17 protein-coding genes are annotated in these 22,612 nt (G+C 69.6%); 12 read left to right on the top strand and 5 right to left on the bottom strand.

Annotated features, from left to right (window positions below; genetic code table 11):
* The first annotated feature begins 72 nt into the window (after window positions 1–72).
* From QY917_RS13615 to QY917_RS13635, 5 genes are all read left to right on the top strand, one after another.
* Entirely contained in the window at window positions 73–1,329 is a 1,257-nt protein-coding gene (locus QY917_RS13615) for a Zn-dependent hydrolase (RefSeq protein ID WP_123675459.1), read from the top strand.
* On the top strand, window positions 1,326–2,792 hold the full coding sequence (locus QY917_RS13620) for a M81 family metallopeptidase (protein ID WP_123675458.1): 1,467 nt from the start codon (window positions 1,326–1,328) through the stop codon (window positions 2,790–2,792). Before QY917_RS13615 ends, QY917_RS13620 begins: the two co-directional genes overlap by 4 nt.
* Window positions 2,793–2,958: 166 nt before the next feature.
* A complete protein-coding gene (locus QY917_RS13625) occupies window positions 2,959–5,268 on the top strand; it encodes an NADP-dependent malic enzyme (RefSeq protein WP_123675457.1) in 2,310 nt (769 codons plus the stop codon).
* A 154-nt stretch (window positions 5,269–5,422) separates the two neighbouring features.
* Window positions 5,423–5,827, top strand: coding sequence for a ribonuclease domain-containing protein (locus QY917_RS13630; RefSeq protein WP_011807185.1), 405 nt, complete (start codon window positions 5,423–5,425; stop codon window positions 5,825–5,827).
* A 139-nt stretch (window positions 5,828–5,966) separates the two neighbouring features.
* Window positions 5,967–6,392 carry a barstar family protein gene (locus QY917_RS13635; protein WP_011807186.1) on the top strand — a complete coding sequence of 142 codons (426 nt, stop codon included), beginning with the start codon at window positions 5,967–5,969 and terminating at the stop codon, window positions 6,390–6,392.
* Window positions 6,393–6,686: 294 nt separating this feature from the next.
* On the opposite strand, the gene rsmA is transcribed toward QY917_RS13635, so the two are convergent.
* The 3 genes from rsmA to QY917_RS13650 are packed head-to-tail and all read right to left on the bottom strand — an operon-like array spanning window position 6,687 to window position 11,359.
* The gene (rsmA, locus tag QY917_RS13640) at window positions 6,687–7,448 is read right to left on the bottom strand and encodes a 16S rRNA (adenine(1518)-N(6)/adenine(1519)-N(6))-dimethyltransferase RsmA (protein WP_123675456.1); all 762 of its coding nucleotides are present in this window, start codon (window positions 7,446–7,448) and stop codon (window positions 6,687–6,689) included.
* Entirely contained in the window at window positions 7,445–8,860 is a 1,416-nt protein-coding gene (locus QY917_RS13645) for a peptidylprolyl isomerase (RefSeq protein ID WP_123675580.1), read from the bottom strand. Before QY917_RS13645 ends, rsmA begins: the two co-directional genes overlap by 4 nt.
* Before the next feature lie 45 nt (window positions 8,861–8,905).
* Window positions 8,906–11,359 carry an LPS-assembly protein LptD gene (locus QY917_RS13650; RefSeq protein ID WP_123675455.1) on the bottom strand — a complete coding sequence of 818 codons (2,454 nt, stop codon included), beginning with the start codon at window positions 11,357–11,359 and terminating at the stop codon, window positions 8,906–8,908.
* 86 nt (window positions 11,360–11,445) lie between these two features.
* Between QY917_RS13650 and QY917_RS13655 the strand changes: the two genes are divergently transcribed.
* The 7 genes from QY917_RS13655 (at window position 11,446) to QY917_RS13685 (ending at window position 20,168) form a co-directional block, all read left to right on the top strand.
* Window positions 11,446–12,609 carry an aminoglycoside phosphotransferase family protein gene (locus tag QY917_RS13655; protein ID WP_123675454.1) on the top strand — a complete coding sequence of 388 codons (1,164 nt, stop codon included), beginning with the start codon at window positions 11,446–11,448 and terminating at the stop codon, window positions 12,607–12,609.
* A 67-nt stretch (window positions 12,610–12,676) separates the two neighbouring features.
* Window positions 12,677–13,405 carry a 16S rRNA (uracil(1498)-N(3))-methyltransferase gene (locus QY917_RS13660; RefSeq protein WP_123675453.1) on the top strand — a complete coding sequence of 243 codons (729 nt, stop codon included), beginning with the start codon at window positions 12,677–12,679 and terminating at the stop codon, window positions 13,403–13,405.
* Entirely contained in the window at window positions 13,405–14,844 is a 1,440-nt protein-coding gene (locus QY917_RS13665; protein WP_123675452.1) for a hypothetical protein, read from the top strand. The genes QY917_RS13660 and QY917_RS13665 overlap by 1 nt, the downstream gene beginning before the upstream one ends.
* Window positions 14,837–15,559 (top strand): hypothetical protein, encoded by a 723-nt coding sequence (locus QY917_RS13670; RefSeq protein WP_123675451.1) that lies wholly within the window; start codon window positions 14,837–14,839, stop codon window positions 15,557–15,559. The genes QY917_RS13665 and QY917_RS13670 overlap by 8 nt, the downstream gene beginning before the upstream one ends.
* Before the next feature lie 5 nt (window positions 15,560–15,564).
* A complete protein-coding gene (locus tag QY917_RS13675; RefSeq protein WP_123675450.1) occupies window positions 15,565–18,399 on the top strand; it encodes an ATP-binding protein in 2,835 nt (944 codons plus the stop codon).
* Between the two features lie 98 nt (window positions 18,400–18,497).
* Window positions 18,498–18,743 (top strand): hypothetical protein, encoded by a 246-nt coding sequence (locus tag QY917_RS13680; RefSeq protein WP_123675449.1) that lies wholly within the window; start codon window positions 18,498–18,500, stop codon window positions 18,741–18,743.
* Between the two features lie 276 nt (window positions 18,744–19,019).
* On the top strand, window positions 19,020–20,168 hold the full coding sequence (locus QY917_RS13685; protein WP_302077361.1) for a sensor domain-containing diguanylate cyclase: 1,149 nt from the start codon (window positions 19,020–19,022) through the stop codon (window positions 20,166–20,168).
* A 67-nt stretch (window positions 20,169–20,235) separates the two neighbouring features.
* Here QY917_RS13685 and QY917_RS13690 read toward each other — a convergent pair whose 3' ends face one another.
* Together QY917_RS13690 and QY917_RS13695 are read right to left on the bottom strand one after the other, a co-directional pair.
* Window positions 20,236–21,111, bottom strand: a complete 876-nt coding sequence (locus QY917_RS13690) for an alpha/beta hydrolase (RefSeq protein ID WP_123675448.1) — start codon at window positions 21,109–21,111, stop codon at window positions 20,236–20,238.
* Window positions 21,112–21,125: 14 nt separating this feature from the next.
* The gene (locus QY917_RS13695) at window positions 21,126–22,589 is read right to left on the bottom strand and encodes a M20 family metallopeptidase (protein ID WP_123675447.1); all 1,464 of its coding nucleotides are present in this window, start codon (window positions 22,587–22,589) and stop codon (window positions 21,126–21,128) included.
* Between the last annotated feature and the right edge of the window lie 23 nt (window positions 22,590–22,612).

Below are 22,612 nucleotides of genomic sequence, written 5' to 3' on the forward strand. Positions count from 1 at the left end.
GGCAGCCCCTGCGGCCCGTCCAGCAAACGCGGAGGCCGCATCGCGCTGCGAACAGCAGTGAAGGACTCTCTCATGGACATGCAAACCTCCCCCGCCACCGCGCTGCGCATCGACGGCGCACGCCTGTGGCAATCGCTCATGGACCTGGCGCGCATCGGCGGCACCCCCAAGGGCGGCGTGTGCCGCATCGCCCTCACCGACCTGGACCGCCAGGGCCGCGACCTCTTCGTGCAGTGGGCGCGCGAGGCCGGCTGCAGCATCCGCATCGATGCCATCGGCAACATCTTCGCGCGCCGTGCAGGCGCGGACGACAGCCTGGCGCCGGTGATGACGGGCAGCCACATCGACACCCAGCCCACCGGCGGCAAGTTCGACGGCAACTACGGCGTGATGGCCGGCCTGGAAGTAGTGCGCACGCTCAATGCCGCTGGCGTGCGCACCCGCGCGCCCATCGAGGTCGCCGTGTGGACCAACGAGGAAGGCTCACGCTTCGTGCCCGTGATGATGGGCTCGGGCGTGTTCGCGGGCGCCTTCACGCTGGAGCATGCCCTTGCACAGCGTGACGCCCAGGGCGTGAGCGTGGCCGAAGCCCTCGCCGCGATCGGCTACGCGGGCCAGGCCGGCGCAGCACCCGCCGTGGGGGCCTACTTCGAGGCGCACATCGAGCAGGGCCCGGTGCTGGAGAACCACGAACGCGTGATCGGCGTGGTGCAGGCGGCGCTGGGCCAGCGCTGGTATGACGTCACCGTGCAGGGCATGGAGGCGCATGCCGGCCCCACGCCCATGGAATTGCGCCAGGATGCGCTGCTGGCCGCGAGTGCGCTGGTGGCCGAGGTCAACCGCATCGCCCTGGACCGCCTGCCGCATGCGCGCGGCACGGTGGGCTCGCTGGAGGTGCATCCCAACTCGCGCAACGTGATCCCGGGCCGCGTGAAGCTCAGCGTGGACCTGCGCGCGCCCGACGACGCCCAGCTGCTGGACATGGACGCCGCGCTGCGCGCCGCCTGCGCGCGCATCGCCGCCGAGCGCGGCCTGGTCATCGACGTGGAGCAGGTGGTGTACTTCCCACCGCAGCCGTTCACGCCGCACTTGGTGGAGGCCGTGCGCGCCAACGCCGCGGACCTGGGCTACAGCTGCATGGATGTGGTGAGCGGAGCGGGCCATGACGCAGTCTATGTGGCGCGCGTGGCGCCCGCGGCGATGGTCTTCGTGCCTTGCGCTGACGGCATCAGCCACAACGAGATCGAAGACGCAGATCCCGCCCACCTGGAGGCCGGATGCAACGTGCTGCTGCGCGCCATGCTCGCCAGTGCCGGGGTGGTGGCATGAAGATCCTGATCGCACGGCTCAACCACGAGACCAACACCTTCTCGCCCGTACCCACGCCCCTGGAGGCGTTCTCGCCGGCTTTTGGCGAGGCGGCCTTGCGCGCCAACAAGGGCATGCGCACGGCCATGGCGGCCTTCATCGACCTGGCCGAGAGGATGGGGGCCACGCTGGTCACGCCCGTGTCCGCCACGGCCAACCCCAGCGGTCCCGTGCACGCGAAGGCCTACGACGAGCTCACGCGCCGTATCGTCGAGGCAGCTCCCGGCTCCGATGCCATCCTGCTCGACCTGCACGGCGCGATGGTGGCCGAGCACACCGACGATGGGGAGGGCGATCTGCTCGCGCGCGTGCGCGCTGCAGCGCCCGGCGTGCCCATAGGCGTGGCATTGGACCTGCATGGCAACATCACCGAGCAGATGGTGCAGAGCGCCGACGTGATGGTGGGCTTCAAGACCTACCCGCACATCGACATGTACGAAACCGGAGAGCACGCAGGTCGCCTGCTGCTGCAGATGCTGCGCGGCGAGGCGCACTTTCGCGTGTGCTGGCACCGCCTGCCGCTCATGAGCCACACGCTGCGCAGCACCACGCTTGAGGGCCCGATGCGCGATGCCGTGGAGGCCGCGCGCGGCCTCGAACGTAGCGGGCTGCCCGCCGTCTCCGTGTTCGGCGGCTTCTCGCTGGCTGACATCGAGGCACCCTGCGTGAGCGTCGTCGCCACCTGCCGCGCGGAGGATGCGGCCGCCACCCAGGATGCCGTAGACGGGCTGGCGCGGCAGATATGGCAGCGGCGGACGGAATATGTCTACCGCAGCGACCCATTGGAAGACTCTCTGCGCCGCGCGCAGGACATGGCACAAGGCGCCACCCGCCCCGTGCTGCTGCTCGACCACGGCGACAACTGCATGTCGGGCGGCACCTGCGACACCATGGACGTGCTGCAGGCCGCGCTGGAGCGGGGCCTCACCGGCATCGCCATGGGGCCTCTGTGCGACCCGGAGGCCGTGGCCCGGCTCATCGCAGCCGGCGAGGGTGGCGAGGTGGACGTCGACCTTGGCAACAAGGTGCCACTCGACCGCATCGGCCTGCACAAGAAGCCACTGCGCCTGCACGGCACGGTGCGCGCCGTGAGCGATGGCAGCTACACCGTCACGGGCCCGATCTACACGGGCCAGCGCTGCCATATGGGGCGCACGGTGTTGTTCGATACCGGTAGCGCGCAGATCGTGGTGTCCGAGCAGACCCATGAGCCGTGGGACCTCGGTGTGTTCCACTGCGTGGGGCTGGATCCCACGCGCTTCCGGTTCCTGCTGCTCAAGTCACGGATGTACTGCCGGCCCGTGTTCACGCCCCTTTCCGAGGGCCTCGTCGAGTGCGACAGCCCGGGCGTAACCACATCGGACTATGCGCGGTTCCCTTTCAAGCGGGTGCGCCGGCCGGTATACCCGCTCGATCCGGCGTGAACACCGGCACATGGAACTGCCTGCACTGCGATCACAAGTGTTTCACTTGACGGCAGACTGACAGCCTCGCGTCCTACAATCGGCTCCCCTTACATATCGCCGACGGGGCGCAGTGCTCGCATGCCGCCACGTCGGCCATGCCTTCGCTGACGATTGGAGACGCTTGATGTCCGACAACACGGCCCACAACCCTACCGACAAGCGCGCCCTGCTGCGTCGTGCCGCACTCGAATATCACGAGTTTCCCCAGCCCGGCAAGATCACGATTGCTGCGACCAAGCAGATGGTCAATCAGCATGACCTGGCACTGGCCTATTCCCCCGGCGTGGCCGCGCCCTGTGAAGAAATCGTCAAGGACCCCGCCGCTGCCTTCCGCTACACCGCCCGCGGCAACCTGGTCGGCGTGGTGACCAACGGCACGGCCGTGCTGGGCCTGGGCGATATCGGCCCGCTGGCCGGCAAGCCGGTGATGGAAGGCAAGGGCGTCCTGTTCAAGAAGTTCTCGGGCATCGATGTGTTCGACATCGAGATCAACGAGAAGGACCCGGACAAGCTCATCGAGATCATTGCCTCGCTGGAGCCCACGTTCGGTGGCATCAACCTAGAAGACATCAAGGCCCCAGACTGCTTCTACATCGAGCGCAAGCTGCGCGAGCGCATGAGCATTCCGGTGTTCCATGACGACCAGCACGGCACGGCCATCGTCGTAGGCGCCGCCATCCTCAACGGCCTGAAGGTGGCCGGCAAGGACCCAAAGAAGATCAAGCTCGTGACCTCGGGCGCCGGCGCGGCCGCGTTGGCCTGCCTGGGCCTGCTGGTCAAGCTGGGCATTCCACGGGAAAACATCTGGGTGACTGACCTGGCCGGCGTGGTCTACGAAGGACGCACCGAGCTCATGGACGAGGACAAGGTGCAATACGCCCAGAAGACGTCCGCCCGCACGCTGGCAGAGGTGATCGAGGGTGCCGACGTGTTCCTCGGCCTGTCGGCCGGCGGCGTGCTCAAGCAAGACATGGTCCGCAAGATGAACGCGCGCCCGCTGATCTTCGCGCTGGCCAACCCCAACCCCGAGATCTCGCCCGAAGACGTGAAGGCGGTCCGCGACGACGCCATCATCGCCACCGGCCGCACCGACTATCCGAACCAGGTCAACAACGTCCTGTGCTTCCCGTACATCTTCCGCGGCGCGCTGGACTGCGGCGCCACGACGATCACCACCGAGATGGAGATCGCCGCCGTTCATGCCATCGCCGAGCTGGCCCAGGCCGAGCAGAGCGAAGTGGTGGCTGCCGCCTATGTCGGCGAGCCGCTGGCATTCGGCCCGGACTACCTGATTCCCAAGCCGTTCGACCCACGCCTGATGATGAAGATCGCGCCGGCGGTGGCGCAGGCCGCGGCCGACAGCGGCGTGGCGCAGCGCCCCGTGGCCGACATGGACGCCTACCGCGACCATCTGCAGACCTTCGTCTACGCCTCCGGCACGACGATGAAGCCGATCTTCACGGCGGCCAAGGTGGCTCCCAAGAAGCGCGTAGCCTTCTCCGAGGGCGAGGAAGAGCGCGTGCTGCGCGCCGCGCAGATCGTGGTGGACGAGAAGATCGCGCGCCCCACGCTCATTGGCCGCCCGGCCATCATCGCCCAGCGCATCGAGAAATTCGGCTTGCGCCTGAAAGAGGGCCAGGACTACGACGTGGTCAACGTGGAGCAGGACCACCGCTACCGCGACTTCTGGCAGACCTACCACCGCATGACCGAGCGCAAGGGCGTGACGGTGCCCATCGCCAAGATTGAGATGCGCCGGCGCCTGACGCTGATCGGCTCGATGCTGTTGCACAAGGGCGAGGTGGACGGCCTGATCTGCGGCACCTGGGGCCACACATCGCACCATCTGCAGTACATCGACCAGGTGATCGGCAAGCGCGCCGGCGTGAACACCTACGCCTGCATGAACGGCCTGCTGCTGCCCGATCGCCAGGTCTTCGTGGTGGACACCCATGTGAACTACGACCCCACGGCCGAGCAGCTCGCCGAGATCACCATCATGGCGGCCGAGGAGATGATGCGCTTTGGCATCAAGCCCAAGGCAGCGTTGCTGTCGCACTCCAACTTCGGGTCCAGCAACCAACCCAGCGCGGTGAAGATGCGCCAGACGCTGGACCTGCTGCGCGTGCAGGCGCCCTGGCTGGAGGCGGACGGCGAAATGCACGGCGACGTGGCGCTGGACGGCAAGGCCCGCTCGGCCCTCATGCCCCATGGCACGCTGGCGGGCGACGCCAACCTGCTGGTCATGCCCAACATCGACGCGGCCAACATCTCCTACAACCTGCTCAAGACCGCCGCTGGCGGCAATATCGCCATTGGCCCGGTGCTGCTGGGCGCGGCTGAGCCTGTGCACATTCTCACCGCCAGCGCCACGGTGCGCCGCATCGTCAACATGACCGCCCTCACCGTGGCGGATGCCAACGCGGCCCGATAACGGCCATGACAAGCGCCGCTCTACGAGTGGGCGCTGACAATTGCCCTTCGTTCCTGCCCATTTTTTGGGCAGGCGCTTGCCTTATGTGCGCCTTTTTGTCACACTAGCGGGTCGAAATTTCGGGTTAACCCGTAGTTTCTGAAAGGTGTAGTGGATGTTGCAGGCTGTCGCCATCCGGGCGTACAAGGCAATGGGGGCGTGCGTTCTGGGTGCTGCGGTCACGCTTGCGCCCGTGGTGGTGTCCGCGCGGCAGCTCCCTGACACTGCCGCCAACCCTCCCATCTCGCTGGCTGAGCTCCCCCCGCAGGGGCGGGCCACCTATGCGCTGATCCATGAGGGTGGGCCGTTCCCGTACGACAAGGATGGTTCGGTATTCGGCAACCGCGAGCGTCTGCTCCCCCTGAAGAAACGCGGCTATTACCGCGAATACACGGTGCGCACGCCCGGCGTGCGCCACCGGGGAGCGCGGCGCATCGTGTGCGGGGGCGCTCCCCGCACACCGGACGCCTGCTATTTCACCAGCGACCATTACGCGAGCTTTCGAGAAATCAGGGAATGAACGCCAGGAATGCCCCTTGCGGCAAATCCCCTGGCAAGGCCCCTGATGCATCGCACCAACGGTTTTTCTTCCGCTAGCCGCCTTCGCCAGGCTGTCGGATACTTCTATTCGTGGACCTCTAAAAGAAAGAGCAACGGAGATGGAAACGCCACTTCGTAAAGACCAGGAAACGCTTCTGCGCGGTGTGCGCCCCAATATCGTGCAGTCGATCCGTGCCTTCCGGGTGCACGACCTGCAGGACACGGCGCGCGCCATGGGCCACCACTTCCTGTATGCCAACCTGGCACATGCGCAGTCCAAGCAGGACATCCTGGACCTGATCGCCACGCAGTTCACCTTCCCGGCGCACTTCGGCAAGAACTTCGACGCGCTGTACGACTGCATGACCGATCCACTGCACAAGTCGGGCCCGCAGCCGGGCTTCATCGTGGTGCTGGAGCAGATCCCGATCACGGCCAAGTTCGACAAGGAAGCCCGCGAGCAATTGCTGGACATCTTCCGCGATGCCGCCGACTACTGGGGCGACCGCAAGATCCCGTTCCGCTGCTTCTATTCTTTTCTGTAGCCCGTTCTGCAACCGCCGGCCAGGCGGAACGGGCGCAGGAGGAGCACGGCAGTGCCGCCTCCCAGGCCATAGAGATCGCGATCGATCCCGTGGGCGAGAAGATGCCCACCGACAAGCTGGTGGACGTCTCCCCCATGGCGCTGCGCATGAGCAGCCCCTTCAACGCTGGCTACTGGCTCACGGCCGCGTGATGAAGCGTCACCGGCCGCTGTCCTGCCCCGGCCGGTCACGGTTTTGCGCTTTGAAACAAATCGGGCGCTAGCACCCTACTGATAAGCGCGAGCAGCTCCTATTTCAGGAGCATTTTTGCGCCAATGCGACGTACTCGCTCACTGGCACCTCCTCGGCCCGGCGCTGGGTGTCGAACGTGCCGGCAAACTGCCGCGCTTCGAGCCAGCGGCCCAGCGTGTGGCGCAACAGCTTGCGCCGCTGGCTGAAGGCCACCTGCACCAACTCCTCCAGCACGGGCACCGACAGCGCCTCGGGCGCTTCGTGCGGCACCATGCGCACCACCGCACTGTCCACGCGCGGCGGTGGATCGAAGCTCTCGGGCGGCACGAACAGCACGTTCTCCATGGCGTAGCGCCATTGCAGCATCACCGACAGCCGGCCATAGGCGCTGGTCGCCGGCGCGGCCACCATGCGGTCGATGACTTCCTTTTGCAGCATGAAATGCTGGTCCGCGATGACCCGCACGTGCGCCAGCAGATGGAACAGGATGGGCGTGGAGATGTTGTAGGGCAGGTTGCCTACTACTCTTATTTTGGGAGCATTCAGCGCTTGCGCTACCTGCGCAAAGTCCACTTTCAGCACATCGGACTCGATGACATCGAGCTGCCCGTGCTGGCGCAGCCGCGCGGCCAGGTCGCGGTCCAGCTCGACCACCGTGAGCCGGCCCAGGCGTTCGACCAGCGGCTGGGTCAGCGCCGCCAGCCCCGGGCCGATCTCCACCATGGGCTGCCCGGGCTCGGGCGCGATGGCGCGCACAATCGCATCGATGATGCCCTGGTCGCTCAGGAAGTGCTGGCCGAAGCGCTTGCGCGGGATGTGCTTCATTGCGGAGCGTCGCGGTATTCCACGTAGGCCCGACCCCGGGCTTCCTGGATCCAGGTGGCGAAGGCCTCGTCGAGCTTCTTCTCGCGCACGGTGTCGCGCACCATGTCACGCTGCTCGCGCTGGGTGAGCTTGGCCTCGCGGCGCTCCAGCAGCTGGATCAGGTGCACCCCAAAGCGCGACACCACGGGGCGGCTGATCTCGCCAGGGCGCAGGGCATTGAGCGCCTCTTCGAATTCGGGCACGTAGCGCCCGGGCGATGCCCAGCCCAGGTCGCCGCCGTCCTTGGCGCTGCCGTCCTGCGAATACTCGCGTGCCAGCGCCGCGAAGTCGGCGCCGCCGCGCGCGACGCGATCGCGCAGATCCTCCAGCCGCTCGGCCGCCTGGCGTTCCGACAGGTTGGCATTGGTGCGCAGCAGAATGTGGCGCGCGTGGCTCTGCACGGCCGTGGTGGGCACGCCGCTCTGGGTCTTGTCCACCACCTTCAGGATGTGAAAGCCCGCAGGCGAGCGCACCGGGCCGACCACGCTGCCCACGCTGGCTTGCTGCGTGGCGTTCACGAACAACTCCGGATAGCGGTCGGCCGGGCGCAGGCCCAGCAGTCCGCCGTTGGCGCCTTCGGGCGCATCGGAATACTCGCGCGCCACGGCGCCAAAGTCGCCGCCCGCCTGCACCTTGGCCAGCGCCTCCTGTGCGCGCGCCGAGCGCTGGGCCACCTCGTCCGGGCCGGCGTTCTCGGGCACTTTCACCAGGATGTGGCCCAGGTTGAGTTCCAGCTTGCCCGGGCCGGCGGCCTGCCGCTGCTCGCGCAGGTACTGGTCCACCTCCAGGTCGCTCACACGCACGCGCGACTCCACGTCGCGCTCGCGCAGGCGCAGCGCCAGCAGCTGGTTGCGCAGTTCTTCGCGAAAGCGCTCCTTGCTGATGCCATCGGCGGCCAGGCGCCGGTGCATTTCGTCCACGCTGATGCTGTTCTGCCGCGCCACCGACTGCTCGGCCTGGTTGACGGCATAGTCGTCCACCTTGATGCCGGTCTCCTTGGCCTGCTGCACCTGGATCTTCTCCAGGATCAGGCGCTCCAACACCTCCTTGGCCAGGAGCTCCTGCGGCGGAACCTTGCCGCCCTGGCTGGCGATCTGCTGCACCACGCGCTCGGTGCGCTGGCGCACCTCGTTGTTGGTGATGGGCTCGGAATTGACCACGGCGACGATGTAATCCGCCTGCCGCGGCGCATTGGAGGCCGTCGCACCGGCCGGCGGCAGCAGCGTCGCCGCGGAGGGCAGCCGCGGCTGGCCGGAGGCCGACGGGCGCAGCCCCTGCGCATGGGCGCTCATGGGCACCAGCGGTGCGACGGCGGTCAGGCAGACCAGGCCCAGGGTCAAGGCACGGTGTTTCATGGCGTGGTGCAAATTCATGGTGCAAGGCGGCGCGTCGCCCAAGCGGGGCGGCGCGCAAGGCGATCAATCGTACTGGGTGAAGCGGCTGGGGGTGGACACGCTTTCGCGCAGGAACTGGTAGCGCGGCACATTCTGCTTGAGGCTGGACAGCGGGTTGGAGCCCAGCGACAGGCGCGAGAAGCCGATGAACTCGATCTGGAACATGAGCCGGGTGTTGGACGACGTGACGCTGCGCTGCAGGCGCTCCAGCACCACGCGGCCGATCCAGCAGCAGCTCTCGTACTCCAGGCCCACCACGGTGTCCACCAGTTTGCGGTCCTGCAGGCTGTAGTTCAGCCGCCCCACGCTGTACCAGCGCCCCCCGGCAGAGGAAGGCTTGTCGCCGCGATCGCCCCACAGGTCGTTGAGCGGCCACTGCCAGCCCACGTCGATCTGCTCGCTGGGCTCGGTGATCAGGCCGGTGACCTTCTGCATGCGGTAGGCCGCGCTCACCGTGCGGTAGTTGCCGGGCGAATAGCGCGCCCCCACCGTGGTGCGCAGGGACCGGCCGGTCTTGGGGTTGTATTGCACCGTGGAGTCGAAGCCCCACTGCGGCGTCCAGTTGATGCCCGCGCCCAGCAGCACGTCCGACAGCCGCTCGTTCACCGGCGAGCCGCCGGGCATGGTGACTTCCTGGTCGGAAAAGCGCACGCGCTGTGCCACGCCGAAGCGCGCGGCCTCGGCGCCGGTGTCGGGGTCGAGCAGGCGCGTGGTCACGCCCAGCGTGAGCAGGTTGTTGTCGGCCAGCCGGTCCTGTCCGCCAAAGGCGTTCTCGGTGTAGATCGACGCGAAGTTGAAGTCGTTCACCGCGGTGTCGTAGATCGGCAGCAGGCGCTGGTCGCGGTACGGGGTGTAGGTATAGAAGGCGCGCGGCTCCAGGGTCTGCAGGAAGTCGCGGCCGAAATAGCGGGCGTCGCGCTCGAACACCAGGCCGCTGTCCAAGCTGAACGTGGGCAGCGTGCGGCTGGCGGTGCGCTGGCCGTTGGCCAGCGGCGCATCGAACTCGTAGTGCGTGCTGTGCAACTGCACGCGCGGTGTGATGAAACCCGCCGGCGCCAGGAACGGCCGGCTGACCTGCGCCATGGTGTAGCTGCGCTTGGCGTTGGGCTGGCCGGTGTAGGCGCGGTCGGCGTGAAAGCTGGTGTAGTCGGCCTCGACACTCGCATCCAGCCCGCCGGCCAGCTGCAGCGGCCGGTATTCCCAGCGCAGCTGCGGCATGCGGTCGTAGGGCGGGATGATGGGCGCGTTCACGTCCTGCAGCGTTTGCCACTTGAGGGTGCGCAGCAGCAGCGAATGCTCGCCGCGCGCCCAGTTCAGCGTCGCGTCGCCCGGCAGCAGGCGCTGGGTGAGCTGGTCGTTCACGCCGCTGCGGCCACTGTTGCGCTGGGAAAAATCGCGCCAGTAGTTGTCGTCGCTCACGCGCTTGATGTCGATGCCCAGACCCACGCCGCCTGCGGGCGTGTCAAAGGTAGCGCGGTGCTTGATGCCATAGGCCCAGCGGTCGCGGTCGCGCAGCCGGTCGTTGGGCATGTAGTCGGCCGTCAGCTCGCCGCTGTAGCGCGGCTCCAGGTAACGGAACTCCGTGCCCAGGGCCACGCCGCGCCGCGTCATGACCGTAGGCGTGATGGTGGCGTCGCGGTTGGGCGCGATGTTCCAGTAGTACGGCTGCGCGTACTCGAAGCCGCTGACGCTGTCCAGCCCGAGCGTGGGCGGCAGCAGGCCGGACTTGCGCCGGTCCGATAGCGGGAAGGTGATGTGCGGAATCGGCAGCACCGGCACGCCCTTGAACTCCAGCACGCCATTCTCGGCCGTGCCGACGTCCTCCACGCGGTCCAGGTGGATGCGCTCGGCGCGCAGGATCCAGTCGGGCTGCCAACTGGCCTCGTCGGTGCGCTCGCAGGTGGTGTAGGTGGCGTTGTGCACCACGGAACGGTCGCGGTCGAGGAAGTCCACGCGCGAGGCCTCGCCATGCGCCGCGGTCTCCAGGAAGCGATAGCGCGCGTCGCTGAAGAAGCCGGTGAAGGCCTCCACGCGCAAGTCCAGCTGGGAGCCTTCGTACCGGTTGCCCGCGCGGTTGATGAGCACGTTGCCGCTGGCGCGCGCGCGGTCATCGGCCACGTCGTATTGCATGCGGTCGGCATGCACCACCGTGTCGCCGCGGCGCAGCTCGGCGTTGCCCTCGATCGTGGCCTGGATGTCCGGTTGGCCCGTCACGCGGTCTCCGCGCACGAACACCGGCAGTTGCTGGCGGATGCCGTAGGGCAGCACCTCCTGCAGGCGCGGGCTGGAGCGCAGCGCCGGTGCAGGCTCGGTCGGGACAGCGTCCGCCGCGGGCTGTGCCTGGGCCAGCACGGCCAGTGGCACGCCGCACAGCATCAGGGCCGCCAGCCGCGCCAGCATGCGGCGCGGAGGCAGGGGCGCGGCGAATGGGCGGTGCGTCGGGACGTGCAGGGCGTGGGGCAAGGGGAGACGATCCATGGATTGCGACGGACGGCGGGCCGCTGGGCACGGGCACCGCGGGCCACCCCGCCGGGGAAGGCCGGGTTTGTAGAATCCGATTATCCATGAGCCACCCCTCTTCCCCCACTCCGGCGGGCACATCCGAGCCGGCCACGGGCGCCGTGCACACGGGCGCCGTGCATACGCGCGCCGTGCATGCGAGCGCCGTGCATTGGACCGACCCGGCCCGCCTGGCAGCCTTCAACGCCTGGCTGGCCCCGCTGGCCGCCTCGCTCCAGTTGCGGCCCGAGTCCCTGCGCCCGGCGTCCGCGGACGCGAGCTTTCGCCGCTACCTGCGCCTGGACGCTGTTGATGGCACCAGCCGCATCGTCATGGACGCGCCGCCCGACAAGGAAGACTGCCGCCCGTTCGTGCAAGTGCAGGCGCTGCTGCAGGCCGCCGGCCTGCGCGTGCCGCAGATCCAAGCCTGGGACGAGGCGCACGGCTTCATGCTGCTGTCCGACTTGGGCGCGCAGACCGCCATCGAACGCCTGGACCCCGCCAACCCGGCCGCCGCACACGCCTGGTACCTGCAGGCCGTGGACCTGCTCATCGACTGGCAGCGCGCCTCGCGCCCCGGCGTGCTGCCGGCCTACGACGAGCCGCTGCTGCGCCGCGAGCTGCAGCTCTTTCCCGACTGGTACATCGCCCGCCACCGCCAGGCCACGCTGACCGATGCGCAGCAGACCACGCTGGCCCGCGCCTTCGACGCGATCGTGGCGCAGAACCTGGCGGCCCCCAGCGTGTACGTGCACCGCGACTTCATGATGCGCAACCTGATGGTGGGCACGGACGAGCACCTGGGCGTGCTGGACTTCCAGGACGCGGTCTACGGCCCCGTGACCTATGACATCGCCAGCCTGATGCGCGACGCCTTCATCAGCTGGGAAGAAGACTTCGTCATCGACATTACCGTGCGTTACTGGGAGAAGGCCCGCCGTGCGGGCATTCTCGGCGCCGCGAGCGGCAGCGGCTGGGGTGCGGACTTCGGCGACTTCTACCGCGCGGTGGACTTCATGGCGCTGCAGCGCCACCTGAAGGTGGCCGGCATCTTCGCGCGCCTGACGCTGCGCGACGGCAAGCCCAAGTACCTGGCCGACGCGCCGCGCTTTATCGCCTACATCCGCCAGACGGCCGGCCGCTACCGCGAGCTGTCGCCGCTGCTGCGGCTGGTGGACGAACTGGAAGGCACCCAGGCCGCCATGGGCTACGCCTTCGGGCGCGTCTAGGTTTACAAGCCAAATCGGCCTCCAGCGCTTGTCCACCAAGCGCTGGCAGCTACTATTTTTGAAAGATATGCCCCGTTTTCACTGCCCCCTGCCCCTGGCCGCTGATGCGCAGCTCACGCTGCCGCCGACGGCCGCGCGCCATGTGCAGGTGCTGCGCCTGCAGCCGGGCGACGCGGTCACGCTGTTCAACGGCGAGGGCGGCGAGTGGAGCGCCACCGTCACCCACATGGGCCGCAGCGATGTGCAGGTGCAGGTCGGCAGCCACAGCGCCGTGGAGCGCGAGGCCGCGCGCGCCGTGCACCTGGTGGTGGGCATGCCCGCCAACGAGCGCATGGACTGGCTGGTGGAAAAGGCCACCGAGCTGGGTGCCGCGAGCATCCAGCCGATTGCCGCAGCACGCAGCGTGCTCAAGCTGTCCGGCGAGCGCGCCGCCAAGCGCCAGCAGCACTGGCAGGCCATCGCGGTGGCGGCCTGCGAGCAATGCGGGCGCAACCGCGTGCCCTCCGTGCACGCGCCGCTGTCCCTGGCCGACTGGCTGCGCCAGCCCCCTGCCGACGCACTCGCCACCGACGCGGCGCGCCTGCTGCTGTCGCTGCGCAGCGGCAGCCGCCCGCTGCGGGAAGCCGCGGCCCAGGCCGGCGCCGTCTGGGTGCTGCACGGCCCCGAGGGCGGCCTGACCGCGCAGGAGGAAGACGCCGCGCTGGCCCAGGGCTTTGCGCCGGCCAGCCTGGGCGCGCGCGTGCTGCGGGCGGAAACCGCCTCGGTGGCGGCGCTGGCGCTGCTGGGGCTGGCCTGATGCGCGCACTGGCCCCGGACGACCTGGCGCTGCAGGTCGGCGATGACGCGCTGGACAACGGCGTGGGCGCAGGCATGGGCGTAGGCATGGGCGTAGGCATGGGCGCCATCGCGGATTTCTTTCGCGACGCCTACAGTTTTGACGATACCGCGCAGGACTCCCCGCTGCTGTGGCACCTGTCGCGCCAGCAGCCGCTCACGCAGGCGCTGAGCGGCCTGTTCCACGGCCCGGCGGCACTGGTGCAGCTGCGCGTGTGGGTGTTCCTTCAACTGGCGGCGCAGGGCGACGCGCAACTGCCGCGCGAACGCATCGACGAACTGTTTCACGCGCTGCGCCCCGAAGCGCTGGAGACGGTGCTCAAGCGCCTGCGCGACGTGGGCCTGCTCGCCTGGGACGAGACCCAGCGCAGCTACCACCTGCCCGCGCTGGCCCAGCGCGTGGCCGGCCTGCTGGCGCCGCTGACCAGCCCCGCGCCCGAGGACGACCACGCCGACGGCGGCGAACTCGCCGCCCTGCTGGGCCAGGTGGTGGGCGCCAACCAGCTGGGCAGCGTGGATGCCGGCCAGGTGCAGCTGCTGCAGGCGCAGCTGGCGCGCCTGCACGGCGAGTTTGCCGACGCCATCGCCAGCGGCTCCGAGTTCCGCCTGCGCGAGGCGCGCAAGCGCTACGACCGCGCAGCCCAGCTCATCGACCGCGCCTCCGATGCCATCACCGCCATCATCGGCAACAGCCACGGCCACCTGCTGCTGGAGCGCGCGGCGCGCGGCCTGGGCCAGGCGCAGTCGCGCCTGCTGGCCATGGCCAGCCAGTTCAACCGTGCGCTGCAGCAGGTGGACCGCCAGCGCGTGACGCTGGGCACCACCGGCATCACCAGCACCGACGTGAAGCGCTGGCTGCAGGCCGCGCCGCAGCTGCACCGCCTGCTGGACGGCGCCGTGGCCCTGCCCACGCAACTGGCCACGCTGGCCCCGCACGAGCTGCTGGACGTGGTGGAGGCCGAGTTCGAACGCGACCGCCCCCAGCCCGCGCAGGCCGAGGCCCTGCCCGGCGCGCAGAGCGCCCCGGCCGGCACGCTGACCGCCGTGGCCCTGCCGCGCGAGCTGGGCGACCTGAATGCGCTGCTCGCCGAATGGGCCCGCGACGGCGGCCATGCCGATGCCGCCCGCACCGCGGCCGAGGCCCTGCTGGGCCCGCGCCCCGGCGCCACGCGCTACGCGCAGCTGGCCTACAAGGCCCAGCTCATGCCCCTGCTGGGCGATCCGCAGGCCGCCGTGCTGCCGGGCCTGACGGGCGAGCTGGCGCGCCAGCCGTGGCGCATCGAATGGCAGCCGCAGGCCGAGCCGCTGGACCACCACCAGGTGGAGCTGCTCAGCCGTGGCCGGCTGGTGCCGGCCGAACCCGACAGCCCCCAGGGCACCGAGGAAGTGAAGAATGGATGACGCCGCCCTGCTGATCGCCGAGCTGCTCACGCGCCGCTGGCTGCCCCGCAGCCACCCACGTGTGAAGCGCGCGCTGGTCGATGCCGAACTCTTTGCCCAGGTGGAGCAGCGCCTGGCCCAATCCGGCCTGCGCTGGATGGACAGCATCTACGCCGACCACGTGAGCGTGGCCCTCTTGAGCGCCGCGCAGAACGGGGTGATGGGCGAGTCCGGCCTGAACGCCAACAACAACCTGGAGCTGCCGCGCGATGCGCAGGCGCTGCTCATCGTGCTGTGGGCGCTCATCGTTTTACCGAAGCGCGAGCGCCAGACCAGCCGCGTGCAGGAGGCCGACGCGGGCCAGAACGACTTCTTCCCCGGCGCCAAGCCCCTGCCCCAGGCCAGCGTGGCCAGCCCCGTGCTGTCGTACAAGGCGCTGCTGGAAGACTACGGCCCGCAGCTGGGCAAGAAGCTGCGCCTGGACGCCAACCTCAAGCTGCTGGAGCGCCATGGCTTCATCCTGCGCCGCCAGGACGAGATCGCCGAGGGGCCGCTGCTGGACGTGCTGCTGGACTACGACGTGCTCGCCCCGCGCATCCTGGACGGCGCGCTGGCCGACGTACTGCTGCGCGAGCGCGCGGCTGCGCCGGAATACGAGCCAAATCAGCCTCTAACGCCCGAACAGCAAGCGCCAGCAGCTATGAATAACGAAGCATCCACGGTGCAGGAGAACTGACCGCCATGTTCCACCTGCAAACCCTGGAACTCGTTCACTGGGACTACTGCCAGCGCGTGTCGCTGCCGCTGGACGGCTCCATCATCACGATTGCCGGCCCCAACGGCTCGGGCAAGACCACGCTGCTGGACGCCATGCGCACCCTGCTGGGCCTGCGCTGCTCGGCCCCGCGCGACTACCGCACCTATGCGCGCCACGCCGGCGCGCAGACCGCCTGGCTGCGCGCCGTGGTGGACAACCGGCCGCAGGGCCGGCAAAGCTCCAGCCGCCCGTTTGCGCGCCGCCTGCTCTACAGCGACCAGGTCACGCTGGCCTGCCGCATCGACAAGAACGGGGGCGACTGGCAGCGCCGCTACTGCCTGGTGGAGGGCGATGTCTCCATCGAGCAGCTGCTGGACATGCCCGAGAAGGACCTGGGCTTCATGGGCGTGGAGGCCTGGGGCCGCGTGCTGGCCGCCGCCGGCCTGTCGCCGGCGATTGCGCGCGTGCTCTCGCTGGAGCAGGGCCAGACCGACCGGCTGTGTGAGTTCAGCCCGCGCGAGCTGCTGCGCCTGGTGTTCGACGTGTTCGGCGACCAGCAGGTGCTGGACGCCTACGACCAGGCGCGCGAGCACCAGCAGCAGCTGGCGCGCGAGATGGCGCAGGCCGAGCGCGAGCTGGACCACAGCCGCGCGCAGCTCTCCGAACTGCACAACCGCGTGACCAGCTACAAGACCTGGCAGATGCGCCTGGCCGAGCGCGAGCGCCTGGCCACCGAGGTGCTGCCCGTGCTCGGCTGGTGGGGCGAGCGCGAGCAGCTCACCAAACAATCGCGCGAGTTGCGCCGCCAGAAGGCCCAGCACCGCGCGGCCCTGGCGGAGCAGGCGGTGCAGAACAAGCGCCTGCTGCACCTGCTGGAGGAAGGCACGCGCGCGCAACAGCAAGCCGAGCAGCTGCGCGCAGAGCGCGACCAGGCGCGCACGCAGCTGGACGAGGCCACACGCCACGAGGCCCCGCTGGAAAAGCTGGCCCAGCGCGAGCAGGAGCTGCTGGCGCTGGTGGACAAGGGCAGCAATGCCGACGAATTGCAGGCCCACCTGGCCCAGTTGCAGGACCAGGAATCGGCCCTGCAGGACGAGCGCAGCCAACTCACCCAGCGGCGCAAGCTGGCCGCCGCGCAGCTCGCCGCGCTCGAAGGCCAGAGCCTGCCGCCGCTGCCGCCCGAGGTGCTGCGCTTTCGCAAACAACTGGCCAACGCCGGCATCGGCCACCGCTTCGTCGCCGAAACCGTGGAAGTGCAGGACGAGCGCTGGCGCGCCGCCATCGAGGGCGTGCTGCGCGGCCACCGCTGGGTGGTGCTGCTGGACCAGGCCAACGACCTGGCCGAGGCCTGGGAGCTGGGCGAGCGCGAGCGCTACCGCCACTACATCGTCGAGCCGGGCAGCGTGGCGCTGAAGGGCGAGAGCGGCACGCTGCTGGAGCATGTGCGCTTCACCGCGCCCGTGCCGCGCTGGCTGGTGCAGCAACTGCAGAACCTGCGCTGCGTGGCGGACCCGCGCGAGGGCAAGAAGCTGGGCGGCACCTGGATCACGCCCCAGGCCTACATGCACGACGGGCGCGGCGCGCGCTCCATGTGGGTGGAGGCGCATGAGCACCAGTTCGGCGCCAGTGCCGTGCAGGCACGCCGCAGCGCGGCCGAGCGCGACCTGGCCCGCATCGATGCGCAGCTGGCACCCGTGCTGGACCAGCTCATGGCCCTCAAGCGCCAGATCACCGACACCCGCCGCGCCCTGGAAGGCCACAGCGCCGCCGAGGAGCTGGCGCGCCGCAGCGACGAGTTTGGCCAGGCGCGCGAACAGTTGCCCGCCGCCAAGCAGGCGCGCGTGGCCGCGGCCCAGCTGTGGCAGCGTCTGGAGCAGGAATCCGCCCGCGCCCACGACCGCCACCGCGCCTTCAATGAGGAGCACAAGCGCCTGGAGGCGCAGCTGCAGCGCGCGCGCGGCGACAGCGAGCGCGCCGCGCAGGAATGGAGCGCGCGCCGCCGCCAGCAACAGGGGGCCGTGGCCCGCAGCCAGGCCCAGCGCGCGCAGTTCCCGGCGCGCTGGATCACGCCCGCCGCCATGGGCGCGCTGGTCGACGAATACGTAAACGACACCCAGGCCAAGCTGCGCCTGCATGCCGTGGAGCAGGAGCTGGAGCAAGGCACCTGGGAGCAGGACGCCACCGTGGAAGAACGCCACCGCCGCATGGACGTGACGGTGCGCGAGCAGGCGGCCAGCCTGTCGGACCACCAGGTCAAGAACGCCCAGGCCGCCACGGCGGTGCTGAACGCGCGCGAGAGCTACATCGAGGTGCTGCGCAGCACGGTGCGCCGCTACCGTAAGAACATCCAGGAGCTGGGCCAGCTGGCCGGTGTGGAAGTGGCGGCCGACCTCCCCCTGCTGGAGAACGACGACACCGTGCTCGCCCAGGCGGGCCTGAAAGTGCATTTCGCCTTCGACGGCAAGGGCAGCATCGGGCTGAACGACGGCGAGGCCTCGGGCGGGCAGCAGGTCATCAAGTCGCTCATCCTGCTGGTGGGCCTGCTGAAAGACGAGGAAAGCGGCTCGGGCGGCTTCGTCTTCATCGACGAGCCCTTCGCCCACCTGGACGTGCGCAACATCCAGCTCGTGGGCCACTTCCTGCGCAGCACGCGCGCGCAGTACGTGCTGACCACGCCCATCACGCACAACCTGGAGGTGTTCGAGCCCGCCGAGATCACCCTCGTGACCAGCAAGAAGCCCGCCGGCAGCCGCTGGGCGCCGCCCATCGCCGTGGCCAAGCGGCGCGGCGTGCCGGAGCTCAAACCCATCAGCGCATGACCGCCCCGCGCACGCAACCCAACGGGCACAGGCGCCGTATGCGGCACGGCGCACCGTGGGCGAGCCTGCCAACGTTGCGCCCCGCCCAATAGGCCCTTTTGTGCGACTGGCTGCGCGCCGACGCGGCAGAACGCCAATGGCAGTCCCTAGTGGACATTGCGGGTGCGCAGCGGCTGGAAGCGCTGGGCATCGCCCGCTTCGCGCCGCTGTTGTGGCCGGGCGGCTCGCTCCCTTTGAAGACACCCGGGGGCTGCATCGACGTAGCGGCTGCCGGCCTGTGCAGCCTGCCCACGCGCCTGTTTGGCGCGCCGGCTCAGGTGGGGTGCCCCGCCGCTACTGGCTGATCGAGAACCGTGCAAGCTTCGAGCGCCAGGCACTGGCGGCCGCGCCCGGCCCTTGCGTGGTCTGGCTGCCCGGCCAGCCGCCGCAGAGCTGGCGGGGGGCGATGCAGTGGCTGCAACATCGTCCCACGACAGGGCATCGGGACAACTCATCGCCCCCCTGGCAGGCCAGACCTCCAGCTCACGGCAACTACCTATTCTCAGACCGCGCGCGGGCCGCCTACAGTCCACACAGCGTGCGCGGTCCGCAGCCCCGCGCCTCTGAGAAAAGGAGCTTGCGTGAACCAGGAGGTCACGGGCCGCCGCGGCCTCGCCCAGCGGACGCTGGATGCACTCATCACGACCGATCCCCATCAGCGCATCCGCCTGGCCATGGCGGGGTTGTCGGCGCTGCTGATGCTGGGCTGCATCGGGGCGATGCACCTGGTGGCCGCCGCAGGCCTGACCGATCCCGTGCCAGTGTACTGGTGGACCCTGGCGTGCGGCGCGGGCATCACCACGGTGTTCGTGCTCATCCGCAGCGGCGCCAGCCGGCGCTTTGCCGACCCGTCGCTCACGCTGTTCCAGATCGTCTATGCGATTGCCTGCAACGCGGCGGCCTATGTGATCGCCGGCCCCGCGCGCGGCATTGCGCCACCCATTCTCGCGGTCATCATGATGTTCGGCGTCTTCGGGCTCACCCCTCGCCAGATGGTGGGCGTGGCGCTCTACGGGCTGGTGGCCTTTGGCGCAGCGGGCGCCGTGGTGCAGTGGTGGCATCCGGCTTGGCTATCGCCCGACAGCCAGCCCCCGGCGCTGTCGGCGGCCTACCTGGTCATGATCGCGGTGGTGCTGGCCAGCAGCACCTTTCTCACCACGCGCGTACACAGCGCGCGGGCCCGTCTGCGCAGCCAAAAGCGCGAGCTGGCCGCCGCCGTGGAGCAGATCCGCGAACTGGCCATCCGAGACGAGCTCACAGGCCTGCCCAACCGCCGCTGCATGCTGGAGATGATGCGGCTGGAGCATGCGCGCGCGCAGCGCAGCCGGCAGCCCCTGCTGCTGGCGCAGCTGGACCTGGACCATTTCAAGGTGGTGAACGACACGCACGGCCATGCGGCCGGCGACGTGGCGCTGCAGTCGTTCGCGCAGACGGTGCACGGCTGCGTGCGGGCCAGCGACCTCCTGGCGCGCTGGGGCGGCGAGGAGTTCCTGCTGCTCATGGCCAATACCCACCCGGCGGACGGCACGCGTCTGCTGGAGCGCGTGCGCGCCACCGTGGCCGCCACGCCCGTGGCCCTGCCAGGCGGCACGCAGCTGTCTCTGACGGTGTCGGTCGGGCTGGCGGAACTGGCCCCCGGCGAGAGCACCGCGGCGCTGCTGCAGCGCGCGGACGCGGCCCTCTACGGCGCCAAGCGCCTGGGGCGCAACCGCGTGCTGCTGGCGCACTGACGGCGGATTTGCTCCTAATACAGGAGCTGCTAGCGCTTGCTACACAAGCGCTGGAGGCCGATTTGACTCAAACCGCCACGGGCTGCGCCCGGCGCACCGGGCAGCGCTGCTCCAGCCACGATTCCAATTGCGCGAACACCGGCGCCGCGTCGCGCTCGTTGAAGATCTCGTGGTACAGCCCCGCAAAGCCCTGGGCGTGCACCACGGCCGGTGGCGCCGCTGCCGCGAAGGCACGGCTGCCCGCGGGATTGACGATGCGGTCGTCCTCGCCCCACAGCAGCAGCGTAGGAACCGTCCAGCGCGCGGCGCGCGCCAGCGTGGCGGGGCCGGCATCGGCAATGAAGCGCGCCAACCGCGCGCTGATGCGGTCGTGGCAACGCCGGTCGGCCCGGTAGGCGGCCACCACGGCCGGGTCATGCGACAGGTGTTCGGGGTTCAGGCCGTTGCCCACGCGCAAGTTGGGCACCAGCCGGGGCAGCGTGGCCAGCAGCAGCTTTTGCAGCGGGTTCATGAAAGTGGCCAGCGCGGGCGACGAGAGCACCAGCGCATCCACGGGGCGCACGCCCCGCGCCACGAAGCTCGCCGCCACCAGCCCGCCCATGCTGTGGCCCAGCAGCACCAGCGGCTCGCCGGGCCGCAGCCGCGTACGCGTGGCGTCCACCAGGTCCGCCAGGTCGGCCAGCAGGCGCAGGTCGCTGGTGAGGCCGCCTCGCGGCCCGCCGGAGTCGCCGTGGCCGTAGTGGTCGTAGCCGCGCACGCTGAAGCCCCAGCCGTTCAGGCGCTGGGCCAGGGCCTCGTAGCGCCCCGCGTGCTCGCCCAGGCCGTGCACCAGCAGCACGGCGCCGCGGCGCTCCTGCGCGGGCAGCGGCCAGTCCTGCACGGCGAGGTTCTCGCCGTCGCTGGCGGTGAAGGGGCGCAGCGTGGGTTCGCTCAGTTCCTGCATGGCCGTGCGCGTTTTCAGGCCGGCATGCTGGCGATCACCTGCGCCACGGCCGCGGTGAGCTTCTTGGCGTAGGGCACGTGCAGGAACTCGTTGGGGCCGTGGGCATTGCTCTTGGGGCCGAGCACGCCGCAGACCATCATCTGCGCCGTCGGGAAACCGCGGCTCAGCATGTTCATGAGCGGAATCGTGCCGCCCTGGCCGATGTAGCCGCAAGGCGCACCGAAGTGCGCCTGGCTCGCGGCGTTGAGCGCCTGCTCGAACCACGGCGTGATGGCCGGGGCGTTCCAGCCGCTGGCCGCGCCATCGGGGGCGAAGGTGACCTTGGCCTGGTAGGGTGCGTTGTCCTCCAGCACGGCCTTCATCTCCTGCAGGCAGGCAGCGGCGTCCACCAGCGGCGGAAGGCGCAACGACAGCTTGAAGGCCGTGTAGGGGCGCAGCACGTTGCCCGCATCCTTGAGGGCGGGGAAGCCCTCGGCCCCCGTCACGCTGAGCGTGGGCTCCCAGGTGCGCTTGAGCAGCGCCTGTACCGGGTCGGTGGTGGTGGGCAGGGCAAACACCGTGCTGCCACCGCAATCGGCATGCGCCCAGGGGAAACGCTTGTAGACCTCCTCGCCCAGGATGGCGGCGGTGGCCCGCGCCTGCGCCAGGCGGTCGGGCGGCACCTCGCAGTGGAAGTGCGCAGGCAGCAGGCGGCCCGTGGCCGAGTCCTCCAGCCGGTCGAGCACCTGGCGCATGATGCGAAACGACGACGGCACCAGACCCGATGAGTCGCCCGAGTGCACCCCCTCGGTGAGGATCTGGACCTTGAGCGTGCCGCTGGCCATGCCGCGCAGGCTGGTGGTGAGCCACAGCTGGTCGTAGTTGCCCGCGCCCGAGTCCAGGCAGATTACCAGCGCCACGTCGCCCAGGCGGGTCTTCAGCGCGTCGATGTAAGGCAGCAGGTCGGCGGAGCCGCTCTCCTCGCAGGTCTCGATCAGGCCCACGATGCGCGGGTGCGGCACGTTCTGGCGCTTGAGCTCCTGCACCGCGGCCACGCTGGCGTAGACCGCGTAGCCGTCGTCGGCGCCGCCCCGGCCGTAGAGCTTGCCGTCCTCGTACTTGGGTGTCCACGGGCCCAGGTCGCTGCGCCAGCCCTCGAATTCGGGCTGCTTGTCCAGGTGGCCGTACATCAGCACGGTCTGCGTGGACCGCGGCTGAGTGGCCGCCACCTCGAAGAACAGTACCGGCGTGCGCCCCGGCAGGCGCACGATCTCCAACTGCAGGTCCGCCACCTTTTGGGCCTCGACCCACTGTGCGGCGTTGCGCAGCACGGTCTCCAGGTGGCCCTGTTCGCGCCAGTCGGGCGCAAAGCCCGGGGACTTGGCGGGGATGCGGATGTAGTCGGTGAGCTGCCGCAGGATGTCTTCGTCCCACACCCGCCCCACGCGTTCCAGCGCGAGTGCGGCATCCAGGGCGGCGGCGGGCAGGCGGTCGTTCATGGCAGAACCTCTGTCGGTGCGCA

It is taken from the genome of Diaphorobacter sp. C33, assembly GCF_030503915.1.
Classification (GTDB): Bacteria; Pseudomonadota; Gammaproteobacteria; order Burkholderiales; family Burkholderiaceae_C; genus Diaphorobacter; species Diaphorobacter nitroreducens.

Excerpts from the sequence above, each read along its gene's own strand:
- QY917_RS13615 (WP_123675459.1), top strand. The coding sequence starts at position 73 with ATGGACATGCAAACCTCCCCCGCCACCGCGCTGCGCATCGACGGCGCA.
- QY917_RS13620 (WP_123675458.1), top strand. The coding sequence starts at position 1,326 with ATGAAGATCCTGATCGCACGGCTCAACCACGAGACCAACACCTTCTCG.
- QY917_RS13625 (WP_123675457.1), top strand. The coding sequence starts at position 2,959 with ATGTCCGACAACACGGCCCACAACCCTACCGACAAGCGCGCCCTGCTG.
- QY917_RS13630 (WP_011807185.1), top strand. The coding sequence starts at position 5,423 with ATGTTGCAGGCTGTCGCCATCCGGGCGTACAAGGCAATGGGGGCGTGC.
- QY917_RS13635 (WP_011807186.1), top strand. The coding sequence starts at position 5,967 with ATGGAAACGCCACTTCGTAAAGACCAGGAAACGCTTCTGCGCGGTGTG.
- rsmA (WP_123675456.1), bottom strand. The coding sequence starts at position 7,448 with ATGAAGCACATCCCGCGCAAGCGCTTCGGCCAGCACTTCCTGAGCGAC.
- QY917_RS13645 (WP_123675580.1), bottom strand. The coding sequence starts at position 8,860 with ATGAATTTGCACCACGCCATGAAACACCGTGCCTTGACCCTGGGCCTG.
- QY917_RS13650 (WP_123675455.1), bottom strand. The coding sequence starts at position 11,359 with ATGGATCGTCTCCCCTTGCCCCACGCCCTGCACGTCCCGACGCACCGC.
- QY917_RS13655 (WP_123675454.1), top strand. The coding sequence starts at position 11,446 with ATGAGCCACCCCTCTTCCCCCACTCCGGCGGGCACATCCGAGCCGGCC.
- QY917_RS13660 (WP_123675453.1), top strand. The coding sequence starts at position 12,677 with ATGCCCCGTTTTCACTGCCCCCTGCCCCTGGCCGCTGATGCGCAGCTC.
- QY917_RS13665 (WP_123675452.1), top strand. The coding sequence starts at position 13,405 with ATGCGCGCACTGGCCCCGGACGACCTGGCGCTGCAGGTCGGCGATGAC.
- QY917_RS13670 (WP_123675451.1), top strand. The coding sequence starts at position 14,837 with ATGGATGACGCCGCCCTGCTGATCGCCGAGCTGCTCACGCGCCGCTGG.
- QY917_RS13675 (WP_123675450.1), top strand. The coding sequence starts at position 15,565 with ATGTTCCACCTGCAAACCCTGGAACTCGTTCACTGGGACTACTGCCAG.
- QY917_RS13690 (WP_123675448.1), bottom strand. The coding sequence starts at position 21,111 with ATGCAGGAACTGAGCGAACCCACGCTGCGCCCCTTCACCGCCAGCGAC.
- QY917_RS13695 (WP_123675447.1), bottom strand. The coding sequence starts at position 22,589 with ATGAACGACCGCCTGCCCGCCGCCGCCCTGGATGCCGCACTCGCGCTG.